Raw genomic sequence first — 26,389 nt, 5'->3', positions numbered from 1 at the left:
TCTAAATTTAAGTTCTCATTCTGATACACACTATTTAACAGAAAGTTCACAGTGTGATGAATTGCTTGGATCGCTCGGATTAATTGCAAGTTGGCACGAACTGGCGAACTATCCGATTGGACCGTTACCAATTCCAATACGAACGATATAATTTCAGGCTATGAGGCAACTAAGCATCTGCATATTGATCACCTTTATCGCAGCCACCTCCTGGTGTCGAACTGTGAAGGTTCATGCATTCTTTTGGAGTGAAAAAATTGAAGCTCAGGTCGCCATGCGCGCTGGCTTAGAGCAACAGTTTCAGCAATTCAATGCTTCATCATCTGATTTAAAATTTGAAATCACCCCTTACATCGCAGGCGATGGCAGAGAGGGCGTGTTGAATCAAATCAAACAACTGGAAGAAGCCCTTCCCACCAAACCGGATGCCATAATCATTCAGCCCCCGGATCTTTCAACCGCCAGCAAAGCTTTGCAGGAAGCGAACGCCGCCGATATCCCGGTGTTTAGTTTTGACCAGTATATTCTTCTGGGAAATCTGACATCCTATGTGACCAGCGATAACTATCAAGCTGGATGGGACAACGGAATCTACATCGACTCGCTGATCCCCAAAGACCAGGAAATCAAAATTATTCTGGTCGAGTACCTGCGCGTCTCGGCAGTCATCAACCGCGTTGATGGATTTTTTGATGCACTTCGGTCCAAAAGACGGCAGTTCAAGGTTGTGAAGCGCTACGAAGGCATAACACCAGAGTCCGGGGTTGAGATTGCCAACAGCATTCTAAAGGACTATCCCCGCAAGAAAAGTGTGGATGTGATTTTCACGGTGAACGATGGCGCCGGCCTGACAATTTCCAACATACTTTGGGAAAAAGGCCGAAAAGAAATATTGCATGCGACTGTAGACGGCGACCCCAAGGCGGTTGAAAACATTCGCAATAAAAAACTGACCGTGATCAACTCCTCCCAGTACTGCGCAGAAATCGGCCGGGAAACAGCACGTCAGGTAATAAACCATTTTGAAAAAAAGTCTGTCTCGGCCCAGGTATTGATCCCTACCTATCCCGTCACAAAAAGAAGTCTGGAGGGCTTTAAAGGTTGGTTGGGCACACCCTCTGAATCGCCCCACACAGCAGAATTCAAAATTCCACAAAGGAGCCCGACTTCACCTTCTAAACAGGATGCAAAATCCAAATCACAGATTCGCATTGGCGTCACTCCGACCTGCCCCTATCTTTGCGAGAAGGGTCCTAACTCCTGGGGTGGCTATTTATCAGATATCTTAAGTGCCGTGGCCAAATCTGGAAATTTCAAAATTCAGATTGTCGGGCTTTCGAATGCAGAACTTCCCAAAGCTCTTTTGGCAAATCAGGTCGACTATATCATTCTGCCAAGTCATTTGGTTCGCTATCAGCCCGAATACCAGACAGTAGGACCAAAGCTGGGCGTGACCTTTACCGGCGCACTATTCACTCCTGGAGTACGTATGCGGGTTGTTGACAAGGAATCACTGAGAGACATGCGCATTGCTTTTGCCCAGCTGGGCCAGGAAAGTGAATTAAAACTAGATCCCGACGAATTCAGAAAATCCATAAAAATTGAAGGCAGTGACGTCGCAGATCGCATGATCAAAACCATTGGTGAGCGCCGCGTGGACCTGGCGCTGGGAGACTACAATGTATTGCGCTACACGATGCTTCGTCGTCAGCACATGAACCTGGAGCTTCAACCGACATCATTGACGGGCTTCAACAGCCTTAGCCTGGTCGAGCTGCCTGGCAATAAAAGCTCTGTGGCTCTGCCAGAGTACCTAATTGAATGGATGGCCGCGGCCCGAGCCAATGGGCAAATGAATCGAATTTTGCGCAAATACAATCTTCTGGACTGGAAGTACTACCGATAAAAAAAGGCCCTGAGTTTCCCCAGAGCCTATTTAATAAACGAATAATTTTATTGAGACTATTGGCAGCTTGCAGTCACTACGTAACCAGCGCCACGATATACATTAACTGTACGGCAAGTCAGGTTCTGCTCAGTGCAGTTTGCGATCGGAATGATTTTGTCGTTTTGAACCATCAAGACGTTATTCTTTTCACACCAAGAGATATATTCAACCGGGCTTTCGCTTTGTCCGTAACCTTCGTAAGCAGGAACAGTAAAAGCCAGCGCAGGTGCTGCAACAACAAAAGACAAAGCCATCAAAACAGATTTCATAGAAACCCCCAAAGTTATTTAAGAGGGTCCGGGTGTACCACGAGATACCAGACGCCCACAACCCCACATGCAAAAATGTTAGAGATGTAAGCAACGATTTTTCTAATACACGACTCGTGTTCGGATTGAACGGCTCAACTTGCCTATTTGTTCAGCTAAAGCCTGTACTTGGGTGGCGTGAACGTCCATGACCAGGTACCCGATTTCGGGGTCCGTGGACAGGTATTGGCCCTCGATGTTGGCGCCAGCTTTGGAAATAATTCCATTGATCTCCCCCAGAACCCCGGGTTCGTTGCGATGGACATTCAGCAAGCGGGAGGTCCCCTGCTTCACCGGCAAGTCCACGTTCGGGAAGTTTACAGCCCCGGAAGAGGAGCCAATTCGCAAATAACGACGGAAACTTTCAGCCACTTCAAGGCCAATGGCATACTGAGCCTCTTCTGTGCTGCCACCAATGTGCGGAGTCAGAATCACGTTAGGCAGTCCCTGCAATGGAGATGCAAACTTAACTTTGTTGGACGCAGGCTCTTCCGGAAAAACGTCAATTGCACAACCAGCAATATGTTTTGCTTTCAGCGCTTCAACCAAGTCCTCAATCACCACAACCGTACCGCGGCTGGCGTTGATGACATGGGCCCCTTTTTTCATGGCCATCAATTCTTTCTTGGAAATCATATCTTTTGTTTCAGGTGTTTCCGGCACATGCAACGTCACGAAATCCGACTCGGCCAAAAGTTCATTCAAAGTGGCTTTACCGATGGCATTTCCCAACGGCAGCTTTTTAACGATGTCATAAAAAATAACTTTCAGACCCATAGACTCGGCCAAAACACTAACCTGACTGCCGATGTGACCATAGCCAACGATCCCCAGAGTCTTGCCACGAACCTCGTGGGCACCTTCCGCTGACTTCACCCAGCCGCCTTGATGGGCTTGTGTGTTTCTATCGCCCAACTGACGTGACAGGGATATCATCTCGGCAATAACAAGTTCAGCAACAGAGCGCGTGTTCGAGTGAGGCGCATTGAATACCGGCACTCCCCATTTTCTGGCATTTTTCAAATCCACTTGGTTGGTACCGATGCAAAAACAACCAATCGTCAAAAGATGTTTGTTGGCTTCCAAAACTTTTTGCGTGATTTCGGTTTTTGAACGAATTCCCAGAATTTGATATTGGGGCAGAATCTGCATCAATTCATCTTCCGATGGCGAGTGGGCCAGCAAATCCACTTTAAAACCTTCTTCCGAAAGTTTGTCTTTAGCCACGGCGTGGATATTTTCTGTCAAAAGGATCTTCAGCTCACTCACAAGTGCCTCCAAAAATGACTGCGATGGGATCGCGGTCGCTCTTGCCATTTTAATGTCAAAACCAACAGCCGTCACTACTGACCAAGGGCATTAAGGGTGGTCAAAGGACTTTCGCCGAGCCATGCTTATCTATATGGCAAAAACTCGAGCTTTCTCTCTACTCATCGTCGACGACGACAACCTCATTCATCAGTCATTGAAAATGAGTCTGCCTGCCCATTGGAAGGTCTTTTCTGCTCAGACACTGGAAGCAGTACAGTTTGAGCGATTCTATCACGCAGCCTTCGTGGACATGCATCTTGAGCCGGGAAAAGCAGCGATTGGTCCCAAGATTATTGAAAAACTTATGAAACACAATCCGCAGCTGGAAATCATCGCCATGTCGGGGGATTTAAGCCGTGAGCTTATGGAGTCTTGCCTAAAGGCTGGTGCCCAGCGTTTCCTGGCCAAACCTTTGATGCCGGAAGAGATCACCATGGTGATCGAAAAAATCGAGGCCCTTTGGGACCTGCGCACTTTTGATCCCAATTCAGATCGCGGCTCCACTCGCTGGGTGGGACAGTCCAAAGAGTCGCAAGATATAAAAAAACGCCTGGCCGAGTTGCGTGGTGAAAGCAAACCCGTATTGATCGAAGGCGAAACCGGTTGCGGTAAAGAAGTTGTGGCCCGCCTGCTGCATGAGCAGGAAGGCGAGAGACCCTTCATCGCCGTGAACCTGGCAAGTATTCCTGAACATCTCTTCGAGTCAGAAATTTTCGGACACGTCAAAGGTGCCTTCACCGGTGCTGATCAAAATAAAATGGGCCTGGCCGAAGCGGCCAATGGCGGCGATTTGTTTTTGGATGAAATCGAAGCGCTGCCACTGACTCAACAAGCGAAGCTTTTAAGATTTTTGGAAAGCGGCGAAGTTCGCAGAGTTGGTGCGAAAGAATATGTCACAGTCAAAACCCGCGTTCTGGTCGCCTCCAATAAACCGCTAGCGAAAATGGTGGCTGCCGGAGAATTCCGCGAGGACTTGCTATTCCGCCTGGCTTCACAACGAGTGAATTTACCTCCTTTGCGTGACCGACTTGAAGACATCGATGAATTGGCACAACACTTTTTGGCGATGGAAAGACCCCGTCGCAACAAACAGTTTACAGAAGATGGCCTGGCTTCTTTGAAGAAGTACAACTGGCCAGGAAACGTGCGCGAGCTGAAGCGCGTGTGCGAACAATTGAGTCTGACATCCCCACTGCCTTTTATTCGTGCAGAGGATGTGAACCAGTGGTTAACGCCTGCCGCCACTCCAGCGAAAGCGCCTTCCTATACGGTGATTGATTTCACCAAAGGCCTTAATACTTTGGTTGATGACTTTGAGGCCCATGTGATACGCACAGCGATGAAACAATCTACTAACATCGAGGAAGCGGCACAGCTTCTTCAGGTTTCAAGATCGAATCTTTATAAAAAGATAAACGACTATAACATCCAAGAAGGATAGCCCCCATGGACTTTCAACTTCCCATTACCCTGAATATTCCTGCAGCATGGGAGTCGCATATCTACCGCCAGACGGTTTTGATTGTTCTTTCAATCATCTTCGCTTCGGGATTAGTGGTATTTTTCTTCCGTAACAAGAACTATTACTTTGTTCAATCCTGGGCCAGCATCAAAAGCTGGCTAGTTGCAGCTCCAGTTATGTTTTTAGTGATGGGACTGCCCACTCCTTGGCCGTTGATCTGTTTGACTGTCCTGGCAATCCTTGGCGCGAAAATATTCTTCCAGATTATGGGCATGTTCCACCGAAGCAATTTCGTTTTGATTTGCTACGCCGGAATCGTGGGCCTTGCGGCCTGCATCTATTTTGATCGTCTGGATATTTACAACGTTATGCCGATGATTGTTTTAATGGCGGCTTGCCTGGTTCCACTGATTCGTAATTCTTACAAGCGCATGATTCAATACATGTCCCTGACGTTGCTGGCCTTTATCTTTTTGGGTTGGTCCTTCATGCATTTGGGTTTGATCATGAAATTCCCAAATGGAATTTACCAGTTGATGTACCTGATCATCCTGACAGAGTTCTGTGACAACACGAATCTGGCGGTGGGTCGTTACATCGGCGGCTGGAGAATGTTCCCTTCCATCAATCCGCGCCGTACTGTAGGCAGTACCGCAGTGTCTATTGCACTGACCTTGTTCCTTGCCGGTTGCATGCGCTTCCTGCTGCCTGATGGCTCTGAAAAATACTGGCTGGCTTCGGGATTGATCGCCTCTCTTGGGGGCTTCGTCGGTGATCTGGTGATGACAACAGTTCGTCGCGATGCCGGCATGAAAACCGTGGGACCTTTCATTATCGGCCGTGGTGACTTCCTTCACCGCGTGGATCGTTTGATCTTTGTTGCTCCGATTTACTATTACGTGATGACGGTTCTACTATGAAGGATTGGGATTACGAAAACGAGCAGTGGACCAAGCTGCCTACGTATTTAAAGCACTTGCCACTTTTTACGCGCCACCTGGATTTCTTCAGCGTGTGCATGCGCTTTTTGTGGTCCCTGATTTTAAAAAATATTATTTTTAAATTCTACATCCGCTTGAAAGTGACTGGTGTCCCTTTCAAGACGGTTTATGAAAAGCATCCTAAGCTGATCATCATCAGTAATCATGCGAGCCACTTGGATGCAGTTTCTTTGACTGCCTCCATTCCGCGCCGTTACTGGTTGAGTGTCTATATTGCGGCTGCCAAGGACTACTTCTTTTCCAATCCCCTGTTCATGTTTTTTTCGCAGCACTGCCTGGGCGCCATTCCAATTGATCGTAAAGACCGTAAGGGTGAAGCTGTTAATTTAATTTTGAAACTTCTGACTGAACTTCCACGCATGTGGTTGATTATTTTCCCCGAAGGCACGCGCTCACAAACCGGAAAAGTTCAGGAGTTCAAAAGAGGCGTTTCTATTTTTTCAGAGAAAACTCAAACCCCGATCCTTTTCACTTACCTTGAGGGGAACTCGAACCTTTGGCCAAAGGGGCAGTTTTTTGCCAAACCAGGCCGCCTGACTTTGCACGTTGGTCCCGTTCATCCACCGGGGCCCATCGAAGAGGTGTATGCTGCATATAAAAGCTGGGTGATGAGTTTCCATCCCGAAGCATTCCCTGTTGAATCTGGAATCGAGACCAAGGAGAACGCCAATGACAATCCCTCAGAACAAATTTGAAGTCGAAAAAAGACATCTGCAAATTGGCGCTTTTGAAGTATGCCCGATTCCAACGGGCCTATTTGGCCTGGATGGCGGCGCGATGTTTGGAACTGTGCCTAAAGTTTTATGGGAAAAAACCAATCCCACCGACGATAAAAATCGTATTCAAATGGAAGCCCGTGGTTTGCTGTTAAAATCCCCAGGCTGCAATGTTTTAATCGACACCGGTAACGGTGCAGATTTCGTTGCCAAGTATGGCGACAAACTCGGTAACAAGTTTGCCGAGATGTATGGGATGGATCAAAACGGACCGTCACTTCTTAAATCCCTAAAAGCTCATGGTCTGAATCCGGAAGACATTCACCATGTCATCATCACTCACTTCCACTTTGACCATGCTGGTGGTGGTGTGACTGAAAAAGATGGCAAACTGGTTCCAACTTTCCCCAACGCCACGTATTGGGCTCAAAAAGGCAATCTTGAGGTGGCCAGCCATCCGAATCTGCGCGAAAAAGCCAGCTACTATGCTGCAAACTTTCAGCCTTTGATAGATTCCGGAGCACTTAAGCTTTTGGATGGACCGACAAATAACTTTATCCCCGGCATCTCTTGTGTGATTTCCAATGGCCACACGCAATCCCAACAAATCATCAAAGTCACCGATGGCGAAAACACGTTGATGTACTGTGCGGATATGGTTCCCACCAGCACTCATGTGAAAATCCCATGGCTGATGGGTTATGACCTGCAACCACTGGTGTTGATGGAAGAAAAAACCAAGCATCTGGGCGAAGCCGCTGACGGCAAATGGTACCTGTTCTTTGAGCACGATCCTTATTGCGACGCCGCTTTAATCGAAAGAAATGGTCAGGACTTTGCGGTCCAAAAGCGATTCTGGCTGTAACTGACGAACTTTTATTCTCTTTTCCATGAGGTTCCAGATCGACCCAATTGGAAACGCTCTATTTTGAGAACAGCGTTTTGTTTATCAAAAATCCCGCCGATAGTGTTGTTATGCTGATAACATTTACGAGAGGGACAGCGATGAGAAATTTACTAGTTCTAGCAACACTCAGCTCATTTTTAATTTCCTGTGCGACAGTGAAATCCTGGATGGGTTCTGAAGAAGCACCAGCTACACAAGAGCAAGCAAAACCAGCAGACCAATTGGATCTTGGTGACTCTGAATCGGCAAATGCCGTAACTCCTCCAGAGGAAACTGCTGCGGCCCCTGCTGCTGCTGAAGACGGTGCCGAACTTTCTAATCATGCCGACCCTTATGTTGCTGAAGCTGCCGGCGATCTTGCCGCACAATCTCAGGCTCCTGCGGAAAACTATTCCGGTGATTCAACGAATCTGCCACAAACTGCCGTCAACGAGGAAATGGATCGCTCCGCGCCATCATGGCAGGGTGAGCCGACTCCAGCCATTGCCAATGTAGCACCAGAAGAGCCTCAGGTTTACAATTCGTCCTCTTCATACGATTCACCTAAGAAATCAAAAAAGAATATCGCCAAATCTTTGCCTGCAAAAAAAGGTAAAGAAAAAGCTGCTGCAAAAAAGCCAAAGATCGATTGCAAGAAGGTAGCGAAGCAGGGCAAAAAAGCCAAAAAGCCTGAAGTAGCGTATTGCAAAGCCGAGAAAAAAGCTCTGGCAAAAGCCAAGGCTAAAGATAAAGGCAAAGCTACAGCTGGTAAGAAAGCAAAAGTTGACTGCAAAAAAGTCGCGAAAATGGGAAAGAAAGCAAAGAAACCAGATATCGCTTTCTGCAAAGACGAGAAAAAGAAGAAATCCAAAAGTCGCGTTGCCAGCAAGTAGTCGCAGCGAACACTTACCAACACTTAACAGTGTAATCCAATTGGGGATGCCAGACCGGCATCCCTTTTTTTATGCCCTTTTACTGATTTAGCCGTTATTGTGGATGAAAGAACGGACAGCCATGATTGCAAGAGTGAATAAAAATTTTAGGAACCTTTGGGGCGTCATCAAAGACACTTTCCAGCAAATGCAGGATGGTGAACTGGCATTGGTGGCAAGCTCCCTTTCATTCTCCACAATCGTGGGGATGGTTCCATTCTTGGCGGTTGTGACGGCGACTTTTCAGTCCATTGGTGGTTTTGAAGCGCTCTACCCCAAAGTCGAATACTTTTTGCTGTTGAATCTGCGCGAAGCTGCCGGCAGTGATCTGACAAAGTGGCTGCGTATCTTTCTTAAGAACATCAACGCCGGAAAAGTCGGAACAACAGGGGCGATCTTTTTGTTTCTGACCTCGCTACGCTTGTTACACGATATGGAAGTGGGAATTCATCGTGTCTGGAATCACAAGAACACCCGTCCCTTCTACAAACGCCTGATCTATCAGTGGGTTCTTATTCTTTTGATCCCGGTATTCCTGGCGATCTATGTGGGCTTTAATACCTTGGATCAATTCCAGGTGGTTCGTAAACTGCTTCCCGGTGGATTCCTAAATGGATTTGTTCTGGTTGGAAGTTTGTTCCTGATTTACAAACTGGTGCCAGATCTTCCAGTTCACTGGCGCTCGGCATTCGTAAGCTCTTTGTTGGCGGCCGCTGGAATGTTCGGCGTGCATAAAGGTTTCGCCTTTGTTGCTGTGGGAGTTTTTAACTACAACAAAATCTATGGCTCCTTTGCGGCGATCCCTATCCTTACGCTGTGGATTCTGTCTCTGTGGTACGTGATCCTGGGTGGCGTCGCCCTGTGCGCCAGCTTACAAAAACGACATATTACTTAGGCATTTTGCGACACGAAGTTTGGGTTTGGCTCGAGCCGCTAGCAAAGCCCTTTGCTTACCAGGGGCCTTATACCGCCGAAGTCATCATTTTCAAAGTAAGATAAATAATGGTTACGGCCAGTGCCGCCTGCATGATGCCCAGTACGGCTCCCAGGATTCGCATGACAATCTGCCCAGCTTTACCCATAAGAATTCGCACATACCTTAAAGCCAGACAATCCAGAAACAAATTTGCGATCAACATTGTCAGAATTAATAAAGTGCGCTCGAACTCATGACTTGAGGCAAGTAAAACAATCAATGTCCCACATGCGTAGGGATTGATGATAACTCTCAAAGCCATGGTCAAAGGATCAATTTGAGGATCATCTGATTTAGCGACTTCCACTGCAGCTACTTCTGGTTTTCCAATCAGAAGTTTAAGCGCCATTATGAAAAAAACAATGCCGGCAGTCAGCTGCAACACTGGAATTGGAATCTTCCATTCATGCAGCAATTGTCTGCCAAATAAACCCATCACAGTCATAACCGGGACAACAATCAAGAAGCTACTCACTGACAGTTTCTGGATCTGGTCCACCGTCATGTTTTTGGTGGTACGAACAAATGGCATCAAGTGTTCCAAGGGACCCACCATAACAAAAAAAACCGTGAATAGTTCAGAAGCTCCCAAAATATATCCTTGATGCATATAATCTCCTAACCAGTCATCAGCCAAATGATCGAAATAACACCCGTAAGAATAAGTCCTAAAGTAAACGACGTGATAATTTTTGTGGAAGGCTCGTAGATACCTGTCTTGATGGAATTTAAAGTCTGCCGATAACGAAACAGGGACCACATCAGCAAGATGCTTCCCAAAATGACCATTCCAAGCCCGACATTCTTGGCATCATTTAAAAAAGTATGACCACCATATCTGGACATGGATTTATTATCGATCAGAAACCAACTGAATCGATTCATGGTGATACCTAAACTTACTAATGATATTCCCGTACGCATGTAAGCCAAATGAGTTCGTTCATTCGCCATATGGGAACGAATACCCGCAAGATCAGTACGATGCTCTGACATATCGGTACGCTCTTGCGATAGTTCTGTCGGTGTTTTTTCCAGCTCAACCACGGGTCCCCCTCACGATACAACGAAACCCTAAATGGGATGTTGAAGTATCAATGGGCTGAGCCATTCTGGCTGAGGGGCGATAGCGACGGCAATAATTCGGCGCACACAGATGCGATCCACCCTTCATGACTTTGCGGGGAATCTTTAAAACCTCCCGGGGATCAAAACTTTCTGCTTCCTCGCCACCGCGTGGGTTTTTAGGAATACAGCAAGCTTTCGGTTTATCTGCAGTATGCTTGGGCGAGTACCAATCTGCAGTCCACTCCCAAACATTGCCGATCATATCGTACAAGCCATATTCATTTTCGGAATAGCTGGTGACAGGTGACGTGCCCACGTGGCCGTCTGTCGCCAGATTCTGCCAGGGGAATTCCCCTTGCCAAATATTTGCACGATGTCCTGTTGAAGGAATCAGTTCACTGCCCCACGCAAACTCTGTCCCTTCACTTCCTCCACGAGCGGCAAATTCCCATTCTGCTTCTGTCGGCAGAACTTTGCCCGCCCAAGCGCAATACGCTTGCACGTCATTCCAGGCAATATGAACAACAGGATGATCCATTCTGTCTTTGATCGTACTACCAGGGCCTTGAGGTTGGCGCCAGTTGGCTTCCGCTATGAAGTGCCACCATTGGTGAGGATTTCTAAGATCAACAGGCCCCGATGGCTGTACAAAAACCACCGAGGCCGCATTCAACAGTTCTGGCAAGGCCCCCGGATACAACGAGGCATCCGGAGGTATTTCGCAAAATGTGACATAGCCAGTTTCTTCGACGAATCTTGCAAAGTCTTTATTGGTGACAGGACTTCGATCCATCCAAAATCCGTCGACTTTCACTCGATGAGCCGGAGCTTCTTCGATATAGTGATCGTTGGATCCCATCGTAAATGTTCCACCTGGAATCCAGACCATATTTGGAAAAGGAGCTTTTCGCTCCTTTTCCTTTTCGACTAATTGAACTATGCCTTCCTGATTCACTTTATACTGCTTTCTGATTAATGCGTCGGACGAGTAGGCTCCCCATCTTTGGCACGAGGTTTTCGACCTGCACCAGCTGGGTCTTCACTGCGCTCTTCAACCACATGACCCGTCGAATCCTCGTGGGCATAGCCAGCTGCGTTCGTCATCTTTTCCATAATCTGGTCAATGGTGAAACTTGCCGCTTTTTGCCGAGGTGGATATTCTTTAAAGGTCTTTAAAAATTCCGCGACAATCGCTTGAGCCGCCATAATGATGTAGCCTTTGCTCATGTACCAATCCCAATAAGTGTTAGACGTGACATCGGCTCTTTCATAGGGATCTGTGCGCAAATTAAACAATTTTGGAATACGTAAATTTGTGAATGGTTCAGCCCAAAGAGCCAATGTGCCTTTCATACGTTGTTCGCAGAATACCATCTTCCAGTTTTGCCAACGCAAAGCCACTAAGTCACCATCATCACTGAAATAGATAAATCCTGAACGAGGACTTTTCTCCTCTTTACCGGTTAGGTAAGGAAGCAAATTGAATCCATCAAGATGAACCTTAAATTTCTTACCCGCTGACTCATGCCCGTTTAGCAAATCCTCTTTGATGGTTTCATTTCCGGCAGCAGCCAGAAATGTCGGAAGCCAATCGTGATGCTGCACGATTTCGTTTGAAATTTCTCCGGCTTTGATTTTACCCGGCCAACGAATTACCAAAGGAACTCGGAAAGCACCCTCCCAGTTCGTGTTCTTTTCACTTCTGAAGGGAGTCATAGCTCCATCCGGCCATGTATTCGAATGGGGGCCATTGTCTGTGGTGTAAAGAACAATCGTGTCTTCGGCCAAGTTCATCTCATCCAGAAAATCCAACATCTGGCCCACGTTCTTGTCATGGTCGATCATCGTATCATGGTAAGCCGATTGATGAATTCCCGCCTGCCCGATGCTTTCAGGTTTGGTGTGAGTACGCAGATGCATATGTGTCGTGTTCAACCAAACAAACCACGGCTTCCCTTCGTCATCTTGGCGCTTGATAAAATCAATCGCATTTTCCACAAAGTCATCATCGCAGGTTTCCATACGCAACTTCGTCAAAGCACCCGTATCCTCGATGACTTGTTTACCGACTCGTCCCCATCTAGGTTCCACAGTCGCATCATCCTTCTCCGAAGATTTGCAGCGTAGAACTCCGCGCGGCAAAAAACGATCTCTGAAGGCTTTTGCCTTTGGATAATCCACTTCTTCGGGATCCTCTTCTGCGTTTAAGTGGTACAGATTTCCGTAAAACTCATCAAATCCATGAACCGTCGGCAGAAATTCATTGCGATCGCCAAAATGATTTTTTCCAAATTGACCGGTAGAATAACCTTCGCCTTTAAGAAGTTCAGCAATAGTCGGATCTTCGGCACGCAGGCCAATTGCGGCTCCTGGCAGACCCACTTTTGAAAGCCCCGTTCTGAAAACACTTTGACCTGTGATGAATGCAGCACGACCTGCAGTACAGCTTTGTTCACCATATGAATCCGTGAACATCATTCCCTCATTCGCCAGACGATCAATATTTGGTGTTTTATAGCCCATCACTCCGCGGCTATAGCAGCTCAGATTCGCAATACCAATGTCGTCACCCATGATCACCAAAATATTCGGCTTGGACGCCTTACCCTCACTCCGTTGACTTTTCTTCTTATTTTCTTCGTGCTTGACCATCCTGGCCTCCTTTAATTTAATCCGTTAAAATTCTTTTGCTATGGGTTGTTTGCCTGGAAATATCTGCTTCCAGTCATTCTTCATGCTTAAAACTTTGAAACCAAACTTCTTGGCTGCCGCCAATGAAGCGCCGTCCTTTTCCACGTACGCAGCTTCTCGTTCCGCGTCGTCGTGATTGATCATGATCTGCATATTCGGACCCGTTGATTCGCGGGAATAACGAAGATGATCAATATCGCCTCCGCTGCGCTCGTTTCCCACAGACAGGATGGGTCTTTTTCCAATATGACGAACAATCGATACAGGTTTGCCGTCTTTATCATTCATCATTCCTAAGGCAGAAGTCCTCATGACCACCAGTTTTCCGTCGATCTCTCTGGCACGATCCACAAAGAATGAGCCAATGATATTCTGTGAAGGGATGCCGTACATATCTGTTCCGACAACGCGCATGAACGAGATATCTCCGCCCGAGCAGATAAACAGTTTGAAATCGTTTTCACGCAAATAGCTTAAAAGCTCCAACATCGGCTGATATGCGGTTTGTGTATAAGGAACATTGAGTTTTGGATGAAGTGCGGATTGGAAAAACTCTTTAACTTCTTTTGTAAAGTCAGGTTCGCTCATACCCGAATGTGTAACCGCCATGATGTCCAGAATCTGTTTCTGCGTCATGTGCGGCAGGGCACTTTTCCCGTCGCGCAAAAGTGTTTTGTAAGGTTCTTTATTCTTTAGTGCAGGATTTCTAGCCAACACATCTTTCAGACGAACCTTGGTAAACTCAACTTCTACCGTCGGCACTTCACTCCACAACGTTCCGTCGTTATCAAAAGTGGCAATACGATCTTCAGGTTTTACGAACTTCGGTCCATCCTTAGTCACATCATTTACAAATTGAATAATGGACTTTTTCAATTCACCCTCATTCCAGGATGGCAAAGGGTCTGCCGCAAATGCTGACACGGAACGCAGTAAAATTAGAACTCCGCAAAGAATCTTTCTCATTGATTACTCCTGCATTATATTCAGACCATTTTAATTCTTTCGACCAGACGAACAATTAGAACTTGTTTGTATATCTGCACTGGATTGCTAGGCAGAGCACAGGTTCAAGCATATCATTCGGCTATCTAAGTATTCACCGGAGGCAAGCCATGAAATGGATTTTCACAACCTCGTTGTTGCTATCATTTTTTGCGAAAGCTGAAACTATAGTGTTCGGACCACCTGCAACTATTGGGGCGGGACAGGCCTCCAGTTTTGTTAAAATGGATGAGCTACAGGTGATCACAACCATCGGAATGGTATTCTCTGGAAAGGTGCTCGAGGGCTTACCGGCAGATGCCAATCGGCATGAGTATGAATACGCCCTGCATTTGCCAGAAGGGGTAACAGCTCCACCGTTTAATCATTTCACAATGAACTGGAATCCCCACGGCCATGCACCGACTGAAATTTATGGCGTTCCACACTTTGATTTCCATTTCTATTTCATATCCGAACACCAAAGACATGGAATCAAGTGCGACGGCACTGACAATGCGGTTTGCATGAAGGCTCCCGTCGACGAATACAAGCCACCTTTTTATGCACCTGGGCCTGAAGGAGTTCCGATGATGGGCTGGCACTGGGTGGACCTGCGCTCGCCTGAATTGAACGGCAAACCATTCACAGCAACTTATATTTACGGATTTTATAATGGCGAAATGATTTTTCTGGAGCCGATGATTACGCTTTCGTACTTACAGACCAAGCCAAATATCAGCGTAGAGGTCCCGCTTCCCAAGAAGGTGGCAACTCCGGGAAAGTACCCGGCAAGGTACTCACTCACCTACGACAGTGTGGAGGACCGTTTCTGGCTATCCTTGGAAAAACTCACTGAGCTTTAAACAAACGAGTCAGTGAGTTTTCGATCATTTTCTTTAAGCTGATTTCTGTGCGGCAATCACACCGTACTTTGTATCGATACCCATGATATGGGCCGTCAACCAAGTTTTAAGAAACTGAAAGAACGCTGGCGTCAAAACTCCGGTTTTATCGAATTCCGCTGCATGACCTTTTAATCGAGTGATCAAGTCAGCATGAATCTTTTTATGAACCGCTGCCTGCGAATACGGAAGTGTATCAAAAAACTTTTCTTCATGATCAAAATGCGTCACTGTCCAAGAAGCCAATTCGCGAACGATAGCTTGCAGTTCAGCCTTCCCCGCCTTCGCTTCGTTGCGTTCGAAAAGGCGATTCATGATATCGATTAGTTTTTTGTGTTCGTTATCCATTGCTTCAACGTGCGTTGTAAGTCTCTCTTGGTCCCATTTGAAGAAGCTGTCTGCCATCTCTTTCTCCTGTGTAATGTTTCACGACTCTCATCGGAAAGCTTTACTGGGACTGAAGGCATCTGCACCATTCTCCACCAGGGGTCGACTAGCTAGTACTGACCCGAGGTCTTGATAGGAGCCGTCTTAGAAGAGAAGTTGCAGGAAATTTCGGTATCGCTGTATGGGAATCGACGATCAATCTTTCCCTTGGCGCGAACGGGCTCGCCTTTGTCATCTACTTGAAGTTTAAGTGAGTAAACAACTGGGTAGTGATTTCCAAACTCGTCCACTTCTTCGTCGCGTTGGGAAATTTTAATAACGTTTCCTGTGTAGTTCTTGTTGGAATCAAAGTTTACGAAAGTCGCCTCGCCCAGATGATTGGCAAGCTGCATGTATTTCATCCCATCGTTCAAATAACCAGCAGTTACCAACAGAGTGCAAACTTCAAACTCGTCCTTGGCTTGCCCCCTGAATTGAACGGCATCGTATGATTTAGGCAATTTAGCATAATTGGAAACAAACTGCTGCGCTCCAGATTTAGCAAAGGCTGTTGAAGAGGCACAAATTGCAATAGCGGAAACCAAATATTTAAGCTTCATAAATCACCTTACTTGGGCGGGTATTTTGAGTGACGTGAATATACCCGAACCCGGGCAAACACTCTCTCACCTTCCGGCACTTTGCAATTAGTACCGGACTGTACAGGCGATTGACAGTATTTCGGCTAAAAGCAGTCTATTTTTGTGAAATCAACTTCTTAAGGACTTCGCAGGGTGCGGGCACAGTCTTCCATGCCTTTTGATAGGATCCTGATTCAAGCTTTTCCAAGCCCTCATTCAGTGATTCAATAAGTTTCGTCGTTTGAGCTTTGATTGCAGGCTCGGGTTTTACTGATGAAAGATAGTTCTCATAAACCTGACAGCTGCCGCGGTCCGCGCAGGCTTGAATTTTTCCTTTAAGGACAGCTAAATCTGCTTCCGTTAAATTCTGTGACTCCCAGGCTTCGCTGGCACTATCCATGGATAACGCCAAACGACCACCCATTGGGGCAAAATCTGAAGATTTTAAATTACATTTTTTAAGTTCTGGATCGTTGGGAGTGTCCATCGCAACACGAACCACAACACTTTGCTGGCGTAATAATTCAAGTTGAGCATAGGGTACTTGCGCACTCGCTTGCAGCCCGATCAAAAGTACTATTACGCCAACCATGCTTCACCTTTTCTGTTAGTACTTCGGCATTCCTGGAATATCCAGAATCGAAGTCGCGGCAAACTCTGGATGTACTTTAAGATAATCCACCAACAATTGCGATGCTTTTGCGGATTGCGGATGAATATCATGGAAAAGAACAATGCCGCGCCCCGTAGCTTTCATTTGGGCCACGACGCGATCACGGATGGATGCCGGATTTTTATCCTGCCAGTCCAAGGAATCCACGCGCCAAAAGAAATGCTCCACATTCAAAGCCTGAAAGCGTGCACCAATCGCATTGTTTTTAACACCGGATCCATAAGGAAGGCGGAAGTAATGAACGGGTTTGCCAATTGCTTTAGATAAAGTAGCTACTCCCCCATTGATTTCATAGTCCAAAGCACTGGTGTTGCCAGCTCTGGCCAATGCACCGATGTCCTTGTGATCAACAGAATGAGAACCTATTACATAACCTTGCGCTGAAAGTTCACCGGCAATACCTGAAAGAGCCGAAACGTTTTTCGACAACCAGAAGAATGCTGGCTTAGCCAATCCCGCCTGGGACCAGATGTCGCGGATTTGTTTCGTATAGGTCGCATGAGGACCGTCGTCATAAGTGATAACGAATTTTCCTGCAGGCAAAACGGAGCCCACCCAGTTACGGTTTTTCCAATCGTAAGCACCAGCTTGTTGTGGAGAGCGCGACTCGCCGAAGCACGAACCCGCCTTAAGATCTGAAGCCGTCACCTTCGTGTATTTTGCAGCATTCTTTTTCACGTAAGCTGCAAAGGCTTCATCGTCAAATGGTGCCACATGAAATTCCGGCCAGTTGCTGACTTGGGAAACTACGCAATCTTTCGCACCACAATAGGTCTCTTCGTTTTGCTGCAGAAGGCGAACCATTTGAATCACAGCAACTTCGTTAATAGCGTCAACTTTTGCGAAAGCACGAAGTTGCTCGTAAAACCATTCTGTCGTTGGACGACCTTGCGCCAAAGACGCCGCATACACCGCACGTAATTTGTCTTCGATATGCTCTTGCAACGGGCGCATTTTCAAAATGCGGCAGTACAGGTTAGAACCCATCAACTTGTCTGCATCCTCTTCTTTGGAAATTTGCGCCAGGCGCGAGTCAAATGAAGAAGCCAGAACCTGGGAAATTCGCACTCCACTTAAAAGTTCACGAACTCTTTGAGAATCCTGCTTTTCTGCGACTGTCACGAAGGGCTGTGCCTCTTCAACAGATAGATGCCCCAGAACAGAACTCAAAGTCGAGGAAAGATTTGAGCTTGCAGGCACGCGAACTTCTGATTTAGTCGAATCGACATGAGTACAGGCTGAAATTGTTGCTGTGATTGCCAATGGCAAAACGAACCAAATTGATTTCATGGATCCACCTTTATTGGTTTACAGAATACATTTTGTCAAAAATCGCTCCAACCTAGAAGTTCGGATACAGACCTATTCATGTTAACATTTTGGAACCCGAGATAGGTCCAGACAGCTGCTTAAATGCATTTTAAACTCGTATAGCTTCGCGCACGAGGTCCGCATAAAATGGATCAAGGAGCTCAAAATGGCTAGCAAAAAAGAAATACTCATTGCCACCGATTTTTCGAATGAATCAAATTCCGGCGTGACACGATCTCACCAACTCATCGATCTGGGAACTAAGCTCGCGAAACGCCTTAAAATGAATTTGAAAATTCTGTATGCCATCGATGTTCCCAAAAAATTCTTTCCCACAAAAGAGACTCTGCTGGGCCCGGGCTCTGATTGGATAAAGCAGCTTTCGACCGAAGCAAAAGTGGAAATTATGAATGGCAAACCCGCCGAGATGATTCTGAAATCAGAACGCAGTAAGAATGATGTTGAAATGCTTGTCCAGGGAACTCGGGGCAATCGCGGGCTGAAAGCAGCACTATTAGGAAGTGTTTCAGAAGAGGTTCTTAGAAACTCAAAACACCCGGTTGTGGTCTTGGGTCCGCAAGCTTTAAGCGAAAAATTTAAACTAAAGGCTTCTGGAAAACTCAAACTACTGGTAGTTACAGATTTGACCGAGGCCAGTGGACCAGCAGAGCGATACGCTCTACAACTTGCCAAGAAATTACCAGCAGATATTGTCTTAGCCCACTCTGTTGGGGACTCGATACGGCGCCTGAAGGATATGGTCTCTACGCAAAGGATAGTTTCTCCCAAAGCGGATGCCTTTTTGGAGGAAATTAAAGAGCACGCGGAGGAGTCCATGGCCAGAAAGATGAAGTCTCTCTCTGGCCAAACTGCCGTCAAAGTCACTCCCTATCTTTCTTACGAAGAGAAAGATGTCGTAAAAGTCTTACAACAGCAAAACTGGCAGGATTGCGATTTAATTGTTATGGGCTCCCACAGTCGAAGTCGACTTCTTAAAGTATTTTTAGGCAGCACTGCGCGCAGAATGATATTGAATGCCCCGGTTCCTGTGATAGTAATTCGTTCCTGATGAATTCACTTCGTACATATATCTTTTTTGCCATAGGTCTTTTCGCAGTCTTACTTTTGGTTCCAAAGGCACCTATAGACCCTTGGGGTTTGATCAACCTTTACAGCCTCCTGCGGCTATTCCTGATTCTCACTGTTCTGCAAATTATTAGTTATGTGATCATGAATTTCTTCAAAGGACACCACGGAGGATTTTTACTGGGATTTTTTGGAGGTCTGGTTTCGAGCACGGCTCTTTCCGCATCTTTGGCAAAACAAAGTCATCGTTCAACTGAAGATGAGATTCGCCTTTTGAGTCTTTCGTATTTGAGCGCCCTATTGGGAATGGCCGCTGAAGGACTGGTCTTAGTTTATGTAGGTCTTGATGAAATGCACTGGAGTCTTGTTTGGATCTTCGCAGGCCCTTTAGCAGTAACGATCGTGCTATTGGCTGGAAGAATTCGTAGATTGCGAGAAATTACATTTCAGGAAAACACTCTCCCTACCATGAATATCAAATCGCTATTAACATTGGGATTTGTCGTTGCCGGATTTCTAATTTTGTCCAAAGTTTTGCAGAATGTTTTAGGTAATTCCGGACAATTCCTGCTTACTTTCTTGGTTTGTTTGTTCGAATTTCATGGTTCTGTCATAGGAAACGTCGCACTTCATCAGCAAGAACTTATTACTGTGAAGACCTTGGGGAACTTGCTGGCAGTGGGACTGATGGCATCCTATTTGGCCAAAATGGTCTTGGTTATCTCTCTCGGAGATACTCGCCTCAGAAATAAAGTCGTCAAATACAGCATACTCTTGATTTTTTCACTAGGCATTGGGTGGGGCATGTCTGTGAATTTCGGAATATCCTGACTGAACTTCCTGAATACTATTCATCAGGAATGTAGATTAAGTTTTTTAAGGAATTGGCTGTAGAAAAATGGTGATTCCGGTACGACTCGAACGTACGACCCTCTCCTTAGAAGGGAGATGCTCTATCCAGCTGAGCTACGGAACCACTTGCGATCTAATATCGCTGAAGGGGCACAAACTAGCAAATTGATTCCTAAAATCCAAGCCCATGCCCGCAATTTTTGCTCATTAACGCGTGTTGTTACTAATTCCTAGCCTAAGAAAACCATCTGAACTATAAAAGAAGGAATACTTCTAGGAGGCGCCTGAATGAAATTCATAATTGCCCTGATGCTTACGCTTACAGCTTCCCTGGCGACCGTAGCGGCCCCTGGCGAAACTGATATCAGCCCTGACGACCTAACCACGGATGCTGATGGCAACTTCGTGATCTGCACCCTTAAGGACGGTCGACAGTTCCAGTCCACCACTTGGCTGGTTGCGATCGACAATCTGATTCTTTCCAAAGAGCCGGTGCGTGCCTACTTGAATGCCACTTCCGAAAATCTGGAATTTAAAAGCTGGGAGTTTCGGGTTCTGGTGACGAAGCCCTTTGCGGCGGATGGTGTGAGGTCTGTCCAGGTGACAAGACTAAAACCCTCAGAGCCAACTCAGTACCTAGAGTGTGCAAAATAAAAAAGGTCCCGCGAGGGACCTTTTCTTTTATCGTTTATTGTTCGTAGATTTTTAAAACCTTGCCGATATCAAAGAAGAACAACTTCGCACCAACCAACGCACTCGATATCAAAGTTTTTCCATCCGGAGTCACTTCCAACGCCGTAGGCTGGCTGCCCCCGATAAAAGTGAACACCACGGATCCATTCACCGTATCCACGACATCAATTTTTCCAGCGATACGCGAATCCACATGGGTGTCGCCTGGGGCTGTAGTCGTGCGTGCAGAAACATACAAGTAACGATTCTGAATCGGATCCAGAACAATGGTGTTTGGATGCGCCAAAGGCCATTTCTTGTTTGGAAAGTTCGGATGATCTTTTGGATAGTCTTCAAGCACCAGAATCTTTTGCGGCCCTGTCGCAGTTTCAAATGGAACTAACAAGTCATTCCAAGTTGATTCTGGCAACACCACATCGGGGCCTTGGCTTGGCAAAGCATCGATCATTTGCATCAGTTTTTTGATGTTGATTCTGGAAACAGCATTGCCTCGCATGTGGCTTAGGTATGCCAGCTGCCCGTCTTTGGAAGTGACGATATGGCGCACGTTCAACTCCCGGCCCGCCAATTCTTTTCCAATCGGCGCCAGCTCTGCCAGCTGTCTGTGATTGATTGAATCCACAACAAAGATACTTCCCGATTCTGTATTCAACACCAAGGCGCGCGCACCATCCGGAGTGAAGGCCACTCCACGCGGAGCAATTTTATATCCGTGATTGACCGGTGGTTTAAAGTGCGTTTGCAGATCGATCTTTTTTACGTAAAGACTGTCGCCCTTGAGTTTTCCATCATCCTGCATATTGGTTAAATCCAGCACACTGATGTCGTCAGAAAAATAATTGGCGACATAGACAATCTGCTGAGGGTTTCTGATGCGGCTGACTGCGGGACGTGTAGCGATAATTTTTGCTCCCTGACCAAACGTGGGAATGTACTTCGCGATTTTTTGAGTTTTCGTATTTACGACCGTCACCAGGCCCTGATCTTTGTAAATCTCTGAACCTTCATCGCCCTCAGCGCGCGCGATCAATGCCCATTTGCCATCGATGGTGAAATCAACTTCGGTGTTCGCCAGGATACCATTGCGCATACCCACTGGAGTAATCAGCGTCTTTTCCAGGGTCATTTTTTGAATGTCATAGATAGAAGCAGTCGGTACTCTCTTTTTTGTTTTAGGATCGATCTTCCCACACATTTCCGCCAAATAAAGGTACTTGCCATCCGGAGCCATCTTAGCGCCCTTGGGTTGACAGCCCGTTGGAAGTATTTTTTTCAAAAAGTCTTTGGAAGAATAAGCCTCTAAATCCTTGGCTGTCGCGCCTGCGGTGAAGGCATACGAAACCAATCCCAGAGCCAAAATCAGCTGCTTCATACAGTTCTCCTTTGTTTTTAAACCCAGCCACTATGACCGATACCCCCAAGTCCCACAATTGACGTTCTTGTAACGTGACCAACCCATCACAGATTTAATCCAAGGCCCTCTATTGTGTTCGAATGGGGCCTTTGTTAAATTTGGCCCCATGAAAACTTTGATACTGACACTTGCATTAGGTTTATTTAGTGGAACACCGGCGTTTGCATCTGATTCCATCAGTGCAGATCAAAGCTCTGAATGGCAGCGGGAAGATCATTTGTTCGATGCTTTCCGCTCCAATGCCCCTCATTTTTGGAATTGGTTAAAGTCACAACATTCACTTGTTCTTAATCCTTCTGGCGTTGTTGTCGGGGACCCGCATATTCTGAATTTCAGTGATGTGCAACTTGCGACTCAGGGCCGCGAGTTTGCGCTGATCGACCTTGATGATGGCGGGGCTAATGCTCCACTGGCGGGCGATCTGATTCGCTATGCTGCCGGGAACCAAGTTTCCCCTTATCAAATTTCACTGAACAAAATCTTTGATGCCTATGTGCAGGGCCTGAAGGGCTTGCAAATGAGTGAGCCGCAAGTGTTGTCTGATGCTCTTTCATACAGTGATGCCGACTATCTGGAGCGCCAGAGCCAATACATGGACAAAATGACAAAGCAAAATCGCTTTTCCGCAAAGGCCGACGTAAAGCCCCTTTCTCACGCACCAGCGTCGGTGCAGGAGTTATTCAATCAAGCCCGCGGTTACTTTGAAGCCTCGATGCCGGGATATCAGATTTTGGATACTGGTTACAAAATCAAAAAAAGTGGCGGCAGCAGTGGCCTCCCCCGCTATTGGTACCTGATCCAAAGAAATCAAACCCGCTACATCATGGAATTCAAATTGGAAGTGGATGCCGCGACTTCTTTTTATTCTTACCAGGGCACACCGGTCGAACGCTTTCCCCCAGTTGCGGAAATCTATCGACCGGCGGGGACAGTCTATGGGCCTTACAAAATCGTCGCGACGCCAGCGGGACAATTCCTGATGCGAGCACGCCTGAAGCCCTACCTGGATTTTGAGGACGAAGGAAATATCGAAGACGGCCGCCAGATGTCGCTGTATATTGCCAACCGCCTGGGTCTATGGCATGGACAACAAACCCAAAGCGGTGATCTATTGAAGGTCTTGCGCTACCCGGAATTCGAACAACTTGTAATCACTTACGTAAGACTGATGAAGAAAGAGAACTACTAATGAACGGACCTACCTGGGATATTGAATCAGTTTACCCTTCCATTTCTTCCAAAGAATTCCAAGCCGACTGGAACACCATTCATTCGGATCTTGAGTCGTTGCAAAAAAATATCGCAGAACTAAAGCCACAGTTCGCAAACCCCACGGACAAAACCATCTCCCAGATTCAAAATATTCTGCTGATGGATGAACAGACCTCGATCCTGGGTGCGACTCTAGGGACCTATCTTTCCTGCAGCCTTTCTGTTGATTCCAGTAATGCCGAAGCAAAAATAAAAAGTTCTGAGTTGGACATTTTCAATTCAAAGTTTTCACAGACCATGGTTCCGTTACGCTTGTTCTTGCAGCATTGCGAAGAATCCGTTTTCAAAAAAGTTTTGAATCACGAGAAAATAAAACCCTATCAGTTTATTTTCGAACAAGACCGCGTGATAGCTACTTACAGCCTGCCTGAAGCCCAGGAGACTTTGCTAAAAAGCCTGGAAGTTTCAGGACACTCTGCCTGGGGCGAGTTGTACGATGAGCTTAGCGGCAATATCCGTGTGCAATTGAAATACCCGGATCGCACGGAAACTGTAGGACTGGCAAAAGCCAGTGCCCTGACAAAGACTGCCAACGAGTTGGATCGCAAAGTCGCCTGGCTGGGCATTCAAGAAGCGTGGAACGAACACCAGCACAGCGCTGCTGCTATCGTAAACGCCCTGGCTGGTTGGCGCCTGGAGGAGGCTGAGAAGCGCTCCCACACCAAGCCTAAGACATTCATGAATGATCCACTCTTCAACAATCGAATTTCGCAGGCAACTTTGGATGCGATGATTTCGGCGTGCAAGAACAACACGAAAGACATTCAGAAAGCCGGCCTCCTTATGGCCAAGGTTATGAAGAAAGATCGTTTGGCACTTTGGGATCTGATGGCACCAAGTCCGATCGCGGCCTCCCCTGCCGCCATTCCCTTTGAACAAGGTGCGAAGATTGTCCGTGATGCTTTCGCGCACGTATCCCCCGAGATGGCGGACTTCGTGCAAATGATGGTTGATAAGAATTGGATCGAAGGTCGTATTCTTCCGAACAAGCGCACCGGCGCCTATTGCACAGGCTTTTTGAAAACTCAGGAGCCTCGCGTGTATATGACGTACATGGGATCCAACAGTGACATTGGAACTTTGGCGCACGAGTTGGGCCACGGTTTCCACGCTTGGGTTATGCGCGATATGTCCTTGGGAGAACAAAACTATCCAATGACTTTGGCAGAAACTGCCAGCGTCTTTGCGGAAACTGTCCTGGGCGATGCTCTGATGAGCAAAGCTAAATCTTCAGAAGAGAAGATTGAAAATGCCTGGGGCGACCTTGAAAGCGCTATGGCTTTTCTGGTCAACATCCCGGTCCGCTACGATTTTGAACATCGCTTTTATGAAGCCCGTAAAGAGCGCACGTTAAGCGCCCAGGAGCTTCGTGAGCTAATGAAAACTGTGTGGACTGAATGGTATGGTGACAGCACTGAAGGGGCCGACGAACTTTTCTGGGCTCACAAACTGCACTTTCATATTGCAGATCTAAGCTTTTACAACTTCCCGTACACGTTCGGCTACTTGTTCTCGCTTAGCATCTATGCCCGCCGTCAGGAATTGGGCGCAAGCTTTATGGACAAGTATAAAGCCATCTTGCGCGACACAGGCCGCATGAACGCTGAAGAGCTGATCATGAAGCACCTGGGGGAAGACATCACTCAGCCAGCCTTCTGGCAAAAGTCCATCGATGTGGTGAAATCAAAAATTTCTCACTTTGAATCCCTGATCTAGGTCCGGTTGAACATTAAAAATCCCAAAGGGTGGAGATGCTAATCTACAATGATGCTTCCACCCTTACCCCGGGAGATGCAACCCCCATGCGGATTCTAAGTCAAATCAAAGATGCCGTTCTGAAGTCATATGAATTTATCAAAGAGATGGACGAACTGACTATGAGCCGTCTGCGCGGCGAAGACGAATGGGATCGTCCCGAAAAAAAAACGGAGCACAAACGTGCTCCGCGAAAAAATAACGTAAAAATCGAGGATTTGCGCCCGCCAAAGGCCAGCGACGAAGCTTCTTAGTGGAACAACTGACAACCAGGAACGTTAACATCGACCTCGTTGTTTTGGTTCAAGCACGAGTAAACCCAGTAAGTTTGCTCGCCGTATGAGTAACCGCGGTAAGCTTTTTGGTTTCCGTCTTTATCCACTTCACATGGATTGTTCATCTCACACATATAACCTGATTCGTTACCCGTGTTGTTGATACCGATCACAGTGCGTGTGCCTTTTTGAATGATTGGAGAACCTGAAGTTCCACCGATCACCTGGCAGCCCGGACGGGAATAACGGATAGAGTCTTCCCAAGTGAAGCCTGCTTCTTTCAACTGAGGAATGAAGGCTTCGATCTCGCAAGCGTAACCGCGCTTCCAGTAACCAGAGATAACTTCGATTTGAGTTCTTTCTGTTGGACGCTGAGATGACAAAGTCATCGCGTTCACTGCGTATTGGGAAAGGATTTGGCCATAAGTTTCATTCAACTTATAGATCGCCATATCCGTTTTAGTCATTGTTCCGTAGATGATCGTGTTTGCGGTCAAGCGACCCACAACCTGCATACCTGCATTGAACAATTTAAAAGTACGGCGGCTAGGTTTGCCGTATACGAAAGTTCCTGGTTTTGGAAAGCCCACTTCCAGGCAGTGACCATTCGTCATCACCATCGCGTTGTCAGTGTCGCGTGAGTTTTCAAAACGAATCAATGAACCAGAACAGTTATCCAAACCAACAATCCCCTCGAAGTTGTATTCAGCTGTAAAGTTCGCAGGCAATGAAAGCGGCAGCTGACCCTTTGGTAGCGGCAATGCATGTGCAAGTGAAGAAACTGTCATTACAGTAATTAAAGATAGCAAAAATCTCATGAGTCCCCCTCGCCAGAAAGCGTATCCACAAGCCCCTGAAGTCAC

The 26,389-nt window shown here is 46.8% G+C and carries 27 protein-coding genes and 1 tRNA gene; 14 read left to right on the top strand and 14 right to left on the bottom strand.

Annotation, left to right across the window (positions count from 1 at the left end; translation table 11 throughout):
* The first annotated feature begins 160 nt into the window (after positions 1-160).
* Positions 161-1,906: a substrate-binding domain-containing protein gene (locus tag ACLVWU_RS04300; RefSeq protein WP_413577608.1), complete on the top strand. Its 1,746-nt coding sequence runs from the start codon at positions 161-163 to the stop codon at positions 1,904-1,906.
* Positions 1,907-1,962: 56 nt separating this feature from the next.
* Here ACLVWU_RS04300 and ACLVWU_RS04295 read toward each other — a convergent pair whose 3' ends face one another.
* Both ACLVWU_RS04295 and serA read right to left on the bottom strand, forming a co-directional pair.
* On the bottom strand, positions 1,963-2,217 hold the full coding sequence (locus ACLVWU_RS04295; RefSeq protein ID WP_413577607.1) for a hypothetical protein: 255 nt from the start codon (positions 2,215-2,217) through the stop codon (positions 1,963-1,965).
* A 102-nt stretch (positions 2,218-2,319) separates the two neighbouring features.
* On the bottom strand, positions 2,320-3,573 hold the full coding sequence (gene serA, locus ACLVWU_RS04290; RefSeq protein WP_413577605.1) for a phosphoglycerate dehydrogenase: 1,254 nt from the start codon (positions 3,571-3,573) through the stop codon (positions 2,320-2,322).
* Between the two features lie 85 nt (positions 3,574-3,658).
* Here serA and ACLVWU_RS04285 point away from each other — a divergent pair, with 85 nt between their 5' ends.
* The 6 genes from ACLVWU_RS04285 (at position 3,659) to ACLVWU_RS04260 (ending at position 9,459) form a co-directional block, all read left to right on the top strand.
* On the top strand, positions 3,659-5,008 hold the full coding sequence (locus tag ACLVWU_RS04285; RefSeq protein ID WP_413577604.1) for a sigma-54-dependent transcriptional regulator: 1,350 nt from the start codon (positions 3,659-3,661) through the stop codon (positions 5,006-5,008).
* Between the two features lie 5 nt (positions 5,009-5,013).
* Positions 5,014-5,949, top strand: coding sequence for a phosphatidate cytidylyltransferase (locus ACLVWU_RS04280; RefSeq protein WP_413577602.1), 936 nt, complete (start codon positions 5,014-5,016; stop codon positions 5,947-5,949).
* A complete protein-coding gene (locus ACLVWU_RS04275) occupies positions 5,946-6,725 on the top strand; it encodes a lysophospholipid acyltransferase family protein (RefSeq protein WP_413577600.1) in 780 nt (259 codons plus the stop codon). Before ACLVWU_RS04280 ends, ACLVWU_RS04275 begins: the two co-directional genes overlap by 4 nt.
* Positions 6,700-7,611 carry an MBL fold metallo-hydrolase gene (locus tag ACLVWU_RS04270; protein WP_413577598.1) on the top strand — a complete coding sequence of 304 codons (912 nt, stop codon included), beginning with the start codon at positions 6,700-6,702 and terminating at the stop codon, positions 7,609-7,611. The genes ACLVWU_RS04275 and ACLVWU_RS04270 overlap by 26 nt, the downstream gene beginning before the upstream one ends.
* A gap of 140 nt (positions 7,612-7,751) precedes the next feature.
* Positions 7,752-8,525, top strand: a complete 774-nt coding sequence (locus tag ACLVWU_RS04265) for a hypothetical protein (RefSeq protein ID WP_413577596.1) — start codon at positions 7,752-7,754, stop codon at positions 8,523-8,525.
* A 121-nt stretch (positions 8,526-8,646) separates the two neighbouring features.
* The gene (locus ACLVWU_RS04260) at positions 8,647-9,459 is read left to right on the top strand and encodes a YihY/virulence factor BrkB family protein (RefSeq protein WP_413577594.1); all 813 of its coding nucleotides are present in this window, start codon (positions 8,647-8,649) and stop codon (positions 9,457-9,459) included.
* Positions 9,460-9,526: 67 nt separating this feature from the next.
* Here ACLVWU_RS04260 and ACLVWU_RS04255 read toward each other — a convergent pair whose 3' ends face one another.
* The 5 genes from ACLVWU_RS04255 to ACLVWU_RS04235 all read right to left on the bottom strand — a co-directional run bounded on the left by ACLVWU_RS04255 (position 9,527) and on the right by ACLVWU_RS04235 (position 14,265).
* Positions 9,527-10,150 carry a MarC family protein gene (locus ACLVWU_RS04255; RefSeq protein WP_413577592.1) on the bottom strand — a complete coding sequence of 208 codons (624 nt, stop codon included), beginning with the start codon at positions 10,148-10,150 and terminating at the stop codon, positions 9,527-9,529.
* Positions 10,151-10,158: 8 nt separating this feature from the next.
* Positions 10,159-10,536, bottom strand: coding sequence for a YidH family protein (locus ACLVWU_RS04250; RefSeq protein ID WP_413577591.1), 378 nt, complete (start codon positions 10,534-10,536; stop codon positions 10,159-10,161).
* 43 nt (positions 10,537-10,579) lie between these two features.
* Positions 10,580-11,497, bottom strand: coding sequence for a formylglycine-generating enzyme family protein (locus ACLVWU_RS04245; RefSeq protein ID WP_413578764.1), 918 nt, complete (start codon positions 11,495-11,497; stop codon positions 10,580-10,582).
* Positions 11,498-11,580: 83 nt separating this feature from the next.
* Positions 11,581-13,260 carry an arylsulfatase gene (locus ACLVWU_RS04240; protein WP_413577590.1) on the bottom strand — a complete coding sequence of 560 codons (1,680 nt, stop codon included), beginning with the start codon at positions 13,258-13,260 and terminating at the stop codon, positions 11,581-11,583.
* Positions 13,261-13,284: 24 nt separating this feature from the next.
* The gene (locus ACLVWU_RS04235) at positions 13,285-14,265 is read right to left on the bottom strand and encodes an HAD family hydrolase (RefSeq protein ID WP_413577589.1); all 981 of its coding nucleotides are present in this window, start codon (positions 14,263-14,265) and stop codon (positions 13,285-13,287) included.
* 149 nt (positions 14,266-14,414) lie between these two features.
* Between ACLVWU_RS04235 and ACLVWU_RS04230 the strand changes: the two genes are divergently transcribed.
* Entirely contained in the window at positions 14,415-15,149 is a 735-nt protein-coding gene (locus tag ACLVWU_RS04230) for a hypothetical protein (RefSeq protein ID WP_413577587.1), read from the top strand.
* Positions 15,150-15,182: 33 nt separating this feature from the next.
* Here the strand turns inward: ACLVWU_RS04230 and ACLVWU_RS04225 are convergent, their stop codons facing one another.
* The 4 genes from ACLVWU_RS04225 to ACLVWU_RS04210 all read right to left on the bottom strand — a co-directional run bounded on the left by ACLVWU_RS04225 (position 15,183) and on the right by ACLVWU_RS04210 (position 18,158).
* Positions 15,183-15,593, bottom strand: a complete 411-nt coding sequence (locus ACLVWU_RS04225) for a bacteriohemerythrin (protein WP_413577585.1) — start codon at positions 15,591-15,593, stop codon at positions 15,183-15,185.
* A gap of 92 nt (positions 15,594-15,685) precedes the next feature.
* On the bottom strand, positions 15,686-16,174 hold the full coding sequence (locus ACLVWU_RS04220) for a hypothetical protein (RefSeq protein WP_413577584.1): 489 nt from the start codon (positions 16,172-16,174) through the stop codon (positions 15,686-15,688).
* Between the two features lie 136 nt (positions 16,175-16,310).
* Positions 16,311-16,787: a hypothetical protein gene (locus tag ACLVWU_RS04215; RefSeq protein WP_413577583.1), complete on the bottom strand. Its 477-nt coding sequence runs from the start codon at positions 16,785-16,787 to the stop codon at positions 16,311-16,313.
* Positions 16,788-16,802: 15 nt separating this feature from the next.
* Complete coding sequence (locus ACLVWU_RS04210; protein ID WP_413577581.1) at positions 16,803-18,158, bottom strand: polysaccharide deacetylase family protein; 1,356 nt, start codon at positions 18,156-18,158, stop codon at positions 16,803-16,805.
* 187 nt (positions 18,159-18,345) lie between these two features.
* Here ACLVWU_RS04210 and ACLVWU_RS04205 point away from each other — a divergent pair, with 187 nt between their 5' ends.
* Positions 18,346-19,248, top strand: coding sequence for a universal stress protein (locus ACLVWU_RS04205; RefSeq protein ID WP_413577580.1), 903 nt, complete (start codon positions 18,346-18,348; stop codon positions 19,246-19,248).
* Complete coding sequence (locus tag ACLVWU_RS04200; RefSeq protein ID WP_413577579.1) at positions 19,248-20,096, top strand: DUF4010 domain-containing protein; 849 nt, start codon at positions 19,248-19,250, stop codon at positions 20,094-20,096. Before ACLVWU_RS04205 ends, ACLVWU_RS04200 begins: the two co-directional genes overlap by 1 nt.
* 68 nt (positions 20,097-20,164) lie before the next feature.
* On the opposite strand, the gene ACLVWU_RS04195 is transcribed toward ACLVWU_RS04200, so the two are convergent.
* Positions 20,165-20,241 (bottom strand) — tRNA-Arg (locus ACLVWU_RS04195).
* Between the two features lie 164 nt (positions 20,242-20,405).
* Here ACLVWU_RS04195 and ACLVWU_RS04190 point away from each other — a divergent pair.
* Entirely contained in the window at positions 20,406-20,771 is a 366-nt protein-coding gene (locus tag ACLVWU_RS04190) for a hypothetical protein (protein WP_413577577.1), read from the top strand.
* A gap of 34 nt (positions 20,772-20,805) precedes the next feature.
* Here the strand turns inward: ACLVWU_RS04190 and ACLVWU_RS04185 are convergent, their stop codons facing one another.
* The gene (locus ACLVWU_RS04185) at positions 20,806-22,182 is read right to left on the bottom strand and encodes a YncE family protein (protein ID WP_413577575.1); all 1,377 of its coding nucleotides are present in this window, start codon (positions 22,180-22,182) and stop codon (positions 20,806-20,808) included.
* 148 nt (positions 22,183-22,330) lie between these two features.
* On the opposite strand from ACLVWU_RS04185, the gene ACLVWU_RS04180 reads away from it, so the two are divergent.
* From ACLVWU_RS04180 to ACLVWU_RS04170, 3 genes are all read left to right on the top strand, one after another.
* Positions 22,331-23,413, top strand: coding sequence for a hypothetical protein (locus ACLVWU_RS04180; protein ID WP_413577574.1), 1,083 nt, complete (start codon positions 22,331-22,333; stop codon positions 23,411-23,413).
* Complete coding sequence (locus ACLVWU_RS04175; protein ID WP_413577573.1) at positions 23,413-25,212, top strand: M3 family oligoendopeptidase; 1,800 nt, start codon at positions 23,413-23,415, stop codon at positions 25,210-25,212. Before ACLVWU_RS04180 ends, ACLVWU_RS04175 begins: the two co-directional genes overlap by 1 nt.
* 86 nt (positions 25,213-25,298) lie before the next feature.
* A complete protein-coding gene (locus tag ACLVWU_RS04170) occupies positions 25,299-25,505 on the top strand; it encodes a hypothetical protein (RefSeq protein ID WP_413577571.1) in 207 nt (68 codons plus the stop codon).
* Here the strand turns inward: ACLVWU_RS04170 and ACLVWU_RS04165 are convergent.
* Complete coding sequence (locus ACLVWU_RS04165; protein WP_413577569.1) at positions 25,502-26,344, bottom strand: trypsin-like serine peptidase; 843 nt, start codon at positions 26,342-26,344, stop codon at positions 25,502-25,504. The genes ACLVWU_RS04170 and ACLVWU_RS04165 overlap by 4 nt on opposite strands.
* Between the last annotated feature and the right edge of the window lie 45 nt (positions 26,345-26,389).

Source organism: Bdellovibrio sp. HCB290, assembly GCF_047305925.1.
In the GTDB taxonomy this organism is placed as follows: Bacteria; Bdellovibrionota; Bdellovibrionia; order Bdellovibrionales; family Bdellovibrionaceae; genus Bdellovibrio.
The sequence above is the reverse complement of the archived record's forward strand: the minus strand, read 5'-3'. Positions and strand labels throughout refer to the sequence as shown.